The sequence below is a fragment of the Shewanella sp. POL2 genome, from assembly GCF_000282755.1.
Taxonomy (GTDB): domain Bacteria; phylum Pseudomonadota; class Gammaproteobacteria; order Enterobacterales; family Shewanellaceae; genus Shewanella; species Shewanella xiamenensis.
Map to the genome: position 1 here is coordinate 38038 of NZ_AKZL01000038.1, position 6204 is coordinate 44241.

Annotated in this window: 5 protein-coding genes and 1 pseudogene; 2 read left to right on the plus strand and 4 right to left on the minus strand. The window is 45.3% G+C overall.

Annotated elements, in window-relative coordinates; translation table 11 throughout:
- Window positions 1-812: 812 nt before the first annotated feature.
- A complete protein-coding gene (locus tag SHEWPOL2_RS11990) occupies window positions 813-2507 on the minus strand; it encodes a TonB-dependent receptor (RefSeq protein WP_239642759.1) in 1695 nt (564 codons plus the stop codon).
- The gene (locus SHEWPOL2_RS23190) at window positions 2482-2895 is read right to left on the minus strand and encodes a Plug domain-containing protein (RefSeq protein WP_239642760.1); all 414 of its coding nucleotides are present in this window, start codon (window positions 2893-2895) and stop codon (window positions 2482-2484) included. The genes SHEWPOL2_RS11990 and SHEWPOL2_RS23190 overlap by 26 nt, the downstream gene beginning before the upstream one ends.
- A gap of 456 nt (window positions 2896-3351) precedes the next feature.
- On the opposite strand from SHEWPOL2_RS23190, the gene SHEWPOL2_RS11995 reads away from it, so the two are divergent.
- On the plus strand, window positions 3352-4152 hold the full coding sequence (locus SHEWPOL2_RS11995) for a hypothetical protein (RefSeq protein ID WP_037428515.1): 801 nt from the start codon (window positions 3352-3354) through the stop codon (window positions 4150-4152).
- 34 nt (window positions 4153-4186) lie between these two features.
- On the opposite strand, the gene SHEWPOL2_RS12000 is transcribed toward SHEWPOL2_RS11995, so the two are convergent.
- Complete coding sequence (locus SHEWPOL2_RS12000; protein WP_037428518.1) at window positions 4187-5137, minus strand: hypothetical protein; 951 nt, start codon at window positions 5135-5137, stop codon at window positions 4187-4189.
- Between the two features lies 1 nt (window position 5138).
- Window positions 5139-5495, minus strand: coding sequence for a helix-turn-helix transcriptional regulator (locus SHEWPOL2_RS12005; protein ID WP_037414271.1), 357 nt, complete (start codon window positions 5493-5495; stop codon window positions 5139-5141).
- A 304-nt stretch (window positions 5496-5799) separates the two neighbouring features.
- Here SHEWPOL2_RS12005 and SHEWPOL2_RS23195 point away from each other — a divergent pair.
- Window positions 5800-6204: pseudogene (locus SHEWPOL2_RS23195) on the plus strand (cold shock domain-containing protein); the annotation flags it as partial.

Sequence of the window (6204 nt, forward strand, 5' to 3'; positions counted from 1 at the left end):
CATTCTAGCCGCCGAGCTCTTGGTCGGAATAGTAAATTATTGCAGCGCCCTCCCAAAAAATGCCAAATGGCGGATGAGTGCGAATGACTGCCGTGGCCGTCTTGTGCCTCAATGGCATGGCCTTCGCTATTTATAGAAGCCACTGCGACCGTGTTCGATAACGCTTTAAACCACAAAGCAAAGTAATTGTGTTAGTTCAATAAAGTAGTGTTTTAGGTCAATGTTAGTTATATCAGCGGGCAATACCAGTGAGATCACATGGTATAACAGCTCACGATCGTGCTTGATGTTTAACGCCCGAAAGTCACCCTTGCGCTAAGTGACAGAGCACTTTCAACGGAGAAATAATGCAAATACTCGCCATTGGGAGCCTATTGTTCAAAGGTGGTGTTATCCCTTTAAATAATAGAATCTTGTCCGTCTCTTAGTAGTGTCATCTGCCAGCGTTGCCCCTTATTAGCATTGTTCACTTGGTATTGGGCTGTTAAGTGGCTTGCCTTAAACGTTGCCATTCACCTCGTTGGTAGAAGAAGCGGTAACGGAAGTGGCTAATGCCATGATTAAACTTCAGGAGATAACGGCAGCGATCCGTTTAATATTCATCACCAATTTTAGTATTGAGTGTTTGAGGGTATTCCCTTAAAGAGCGCCTACAACCCCAATGTCTAACATGACTAACTATCTTGATTTTAAAAATATTTTATTTGAGCTAGATGTCGAAATGATGATGTTAAACAGAATAGAAACGCTAAGTTTATCCTAGGTGCAGAATAAACTTAGCGTAAGGCTGGCGCTAGCAATGGTCACTCAAGTTAGAAACGATAACTGACACTCACCCGTACCATACGCGGCTCAACGGGATGATAATGCAAGTCTTCCACACCTTCAGCTGGCTCACCCGCTAGACGAGACTCGTAGAAATAATCGATATCGTGGTCTTTGCTATCAAATATATTCAATAGCTCCAGCTTAGTATCGAAGCCCGATAACTGATAACCCAGGGCAAGGTTAACTAAAGTCGTGTCATCGGCTTTATGCTCATCAAAACTATCGAGGATCCGCTCACCTAAATATCTCAGCCTGACACTGGTATACCAACCATCGCCATCGGGACGGTAGGTAATGCCCGCACTGCCAACAAAGGGCACGGCACCATCGACATATTTGCCTTCATCGAGTTCATTTTCGGTAAAACGGGCACGAGTCCAGGCCAGTTCCATATCTAAGCTCACATCATCGTTAAGCCAATAATAGGCCGTGATTTCAGCGCCGTAACGCTCAGAGGCGCGGCTTGGTTCGGTATTGCCCGCATCGCCAACGAAGAGTAGTTCAGAGTCGAGTTCCAAATACCAAAGCGCGGCAGAGAAGTTAATAAAGTCGCGATCATAGTATTTGACCCCAAACTCGCCACCATTGGATCGCACTAACAAATCGACCTTTTCAACCGGATCGCCCGTGACTGGGTCGACCTTAATGGTTGCGCCGCGGGCATCGTTAGAATGCAATCCCTGCCCCGCATTCATATAGAGTTCCAGATTATCGTTCACTAGGTAGGAAGCGCCCGCCTTTAAGCTCAACATACCATCGGAAGCATCGCCGCTGTTGAGGGGATTATCACTATCGACCTGCACATCGAAATAGTCGTATCTCAAGCCTAAATTCAAACGCCATTGGTCAGCAGGCAACCACTCCAGCTTGCCAAACAATCCCGTAGAGAGTTCCTGCACTTCATCGAGTCTCACAGTGCTGAGGCGTTCCCGTGCTTTGGTGTTATATAAACCCACGGCACCAATATCGTCGTAGCGCACATCGGCACCTAGACTGTAATTGATTTGTGTCCCCGCCAGACTCATTTGCCAGTCGCGTTTAATATCGCCGCCCCAAATGGTGCGCTCATCGACCTGCTCAAATTCATCGCCATTGATGGGATCGTTTAAGAAGTAGGTAAAGTTTGAAAACAGATCCATGGTCGAGCGAATGGCATAGGCATTGGCCTGCCAGTTGCCAGCGTCATAATTCGCCGAAATACTGTAACGACTGGCCTCTCCGCCCACATCGGTATCGAGTGAACCGTAAAAATCAATCAGCCCAGACTCCACCGCCCGCGCCGGAATTTGATCCGCCGAATTCCAGCTGTTGTCGTAGGCCATCATAGTGAGGCTAAAGTCCCCGCCATTAAGCTTGGTAAGATAGCGACCTACCACATTGATCTTGCTGACATCCTCCTTAATATCACTCCAAGGACCATCGTAAGCCTGTAATTCTGTTCCTAAAATAAATCGGCCAACCTCGGTCTTCATATCCTGAGTCGCCACCAGCCGTTGATAACCGTATTCCCCTAAGGTCACCCCAACTTGGCGATAAGCGAGTTCATCGGCGAGCAGAATTTGCGCCGCACCCGCGCCAGAAAAGTCTGCCACTTCAGGATAATAAGCTCCTTTGGCATAACGTATTTCCCCTAACAGCTCGGGGATTAAAAAGTTAACGATCCGTATACCCTTGCCCATGCCCGTGAGTCCGCATATTGACCGGCATACCTTCGACGCGAGTATTAAAATCTGTGCCATGGTCTAAGTTAAAACCTCGTAGAAAATACTGATTCGCCTTACCCGAACCACTGTGCTGAGTGACTATCATCCCGGGGACAAACTCAAGGATCTCCCCCGTGCGCAGCAGCGGGCGACTCTCGATCTCCGCCGCCCCCACAATCCCTTCAGACGCCGAAGTACTATGGCCTAAGGTATTAATTTGCCTGCCACGCACTTCTAAACGCTCGATTTTATCCAGATCATCAGCAAGTGCTGTGGCCGATAAGCCGCAAAGTGGCAATAAACATACGCTGGTTAAATAGGCTTTAGCTGACCGTGTTTTTAAAATGTGTTGTTTTAGTTTCATTGAGTGTTTCCCGAGTCAACGAGTTGATGACGCGGATTTAACACTGTATTCACAGCACAAAAGCGGATCTAGCTCAAACTCCAGTGAGAGAAAAATCGCCAACAACATTTATCTGTCAAATTTATGTGCTGAGTCGCACATTTTTACTGACAAAAGGACAATTTGTCCGCCATCAGATCACATTTTGTTGCCGATATTGAGGTTTTTCACCGTTCGAAGAACAAGGGAGAATAAAGCTAAGCCAGTGAATTAGGATGGCTATACTCTATATAACCAGAGCTCACTATGCGTACGACAGAGTGCCTTGATATGCGCAAAAATCTGCGCATTCAGTCAGAAAAAATTTTTCTTTTCAAAATAATCATTTATAGCATTTATTTAGTTTGTTGAGTTTAGATTTTTCGACACTCGTTACCCCGAGTTCAGGTTATATAGTCAATATTAAAGGGAGTGAGCATGCCGTTTAGGAACCTTGCGGGTATATCCAATATATTAATTGGAATCGTCTTTTGCTTAAGCGCCCAAGCGAGTGAAACCACACCGTCGCCAACAGCGGCGAGTGTAACGGATAAACCCATATTTACTATGGCGTTTTATGAGGATCCTGAACATAGCTTTTACTTTAAATGGGCCGAACTCATTTACAGCCATGCCTTAGACCAACTGGGTTATCAATTTAGTTATGAACTCGTACCCGCAATTCGAGCCAGCAAAATGCTGGAGTCAGGTAAAGTCGATGGCGAACCCGGTAGAGTGTTCACCTATGGCGATAAAGTACAACATGTGATTAGGGTTGAAGAACCCATTATCGAAACACATTTAATCGCCTTTAGTAATAATCCGAATATCAAGCTTACTGATTGGCAATCACTAACCACAGCAGACTATAAGGTTGAATATTACCGAGGCATATTGCGGGTTGAACAAATCCTTACAGCGCTTATACCAGAAGCGCGGCTTAGTGAATCATCTTCACCCATTAACTCATTTCGAAAATTACTTCACGGCCGGATAGATATCTACATCGATTCAGAAATAAGTTCACAACTCCTTCAGCAAACTCCTGAGTTTAAAGACGGCCTAATAAAACCGATAGCGACATTAGAGGCAATCACAAGCTATGGGTATTTAAACGAGCGCCATAGCCAACTGGCTATAAACCTTGCTGCACAACTCAAAAAAATGAAGCAGCAGGGTTTATTTGAACTGTACAAGCAACAAGCGCAAGCAAGTATTAGCAGTAAGCAAAACAAATAATCCCTCACCACGAATCACGCCACGATTTAAGCCTCTAGCTTGCAGTTAACTTTCGCCACCTCAACAGATCACGGATACATTCATAAGTGGGGAATAATGCGGTAATCAACAGGACATGGCTTAACCATTTATCTAACTGTTCTACTGTAAAAAGACCATTTAAGTCAGATCCTTGAACCTGTAACAATGGCGAGTTAAACGCCAGAAAGACAAGCAATAACGCATAGGCTAGATTCATCCCCATATTCGTTAGCAATAATGTTGCCGTCCACACCTGACGGCGCAGTTGCCAAAGACTATTGAAAATAGACAGCAAGATAATGGGGCTAAACCATTGCAGCAATTGCTGTGCATTAACACTGAAGATAACTGAACGTGCCACCAGTTGCTCGGCGCTCATCCAGACACTATTCCAAATTACCAAGAGTAAAAAAAGATAAGTCGCTAGATCGAAAAACACATCACTAAAGCGGATTTGCTGCCAAGAAGGCACCACTTTGGGCAGTTGTTGCGGTTGCCAGTCTTTACTACAGCCAGCGGAAATTGATTTTCCCTGAATTGAAAAACTCCAAAATGACAACACAATTACGGTAAATGCAAAGCAAGCATCACCGATAAAGCCATGGACAATATGCAGCAGAAATCCTAATAAACTCCCTTCAGTCGCACCAAGCCATTGGGTCGCCCCACCAATCACCTGCAATACAAATAAGACGCCCAGCACCATATACAAGGTGTACTTAAACAAAGAGATATCTTCATTAGCCACTATGGGGCTTGGTGGCACAAATTGCCAGGCGACCTGTGCCGGATGTCCCATTTGCTTTAACACTGCGGCGATTTGTGATTCCGACAGCTCACCTTGTTCAGCAAGGGCATCCAATTGATCACAGATATTGGCTTTGAGTTCACGACTAATTTCCTGACGTTTATCTTCGGGCAATTCCCGTTGCACAGCGGCAATATAACGGTCAACTAATTCCATATCAGTTTTCCTCAGTATTCTCATCGGTAACCTGCCCTAGCAAAAATGCCAAGGCACCATTAAGTTGCTGCCATTCCTCGGTTAGTTGGCTAAGTAGCTCAGCCCCCGATGATGACAATTGATAGTAACGGCGTTCGCGCCCTTCGGCCTGTCGCCACTCACTTTCTAACAATCCCTGCTCGGCTAAACGGCGCACTAAGGGATACAGCGTTCCCTCGTCGATATCGATACCGCCGTCCTGCAACTGTTTGCGAAGCGAATAACCATAATGGGGTTGTTTTAACAATCCCAATACCGCCAACACTAATACGCCACGGCGTAACTCGAGCCGCATTTTGACTAGCTGTGAACTTGTCATACTCAATTCCTATAATTAACACTGTGCCGTACATACTATGTGGCACACAGCAAATACTATGCGACACACAGTAATATGGCAAGTTTTTAGCGCAAAATTTAGTCAAAACGGTTTGGTGAGTTGTTTTTCAAATCAAATAAACCACAAGGTACTGAGGCCATCGCCCGCACAAAGCAAAGTGCATCAATCGCGATGCAACCCAGATACAAATTGCCAAAAGGCTGTAACTTGAGTAACTTAGCTGGCAGCCTTTTATGCAAGTAAATCCAATTAGGCGCAGAATCAACTCATAAGGAAACTATCAATGCTCATGGAGAGAGGCGTTTTAGTACGCTGGAACGATGAAAAGGGATTTGGTTTTATTCAGCCCGATAAAAGTGGTGATCGCGATGTGTTTATCCATATCTCAGTACTTAAGAAGATGGCGCGAAAACCGAAAGTCGGCGATAGCATTTTATACCAAACAGAAGTCCAGAATGACGGCAAAATTAAAGCTGTAATCGCTTCAATAGAGGGCGTTGCGGTACTGGCAGCAACCCCCACATCAACAGCCGCAAGCCGAACGCCGCAGGTCAATCGAGGCAACAAAAGCGCCAATACCAAGAGACCCCAGACCTCACTCAACCGTTTGATTTCAATATTATTACTTGTTGCCATTAGCGGGAATTGGCTATAAGGCATTTCAACAAAGGCAAGAAACTATTATTGA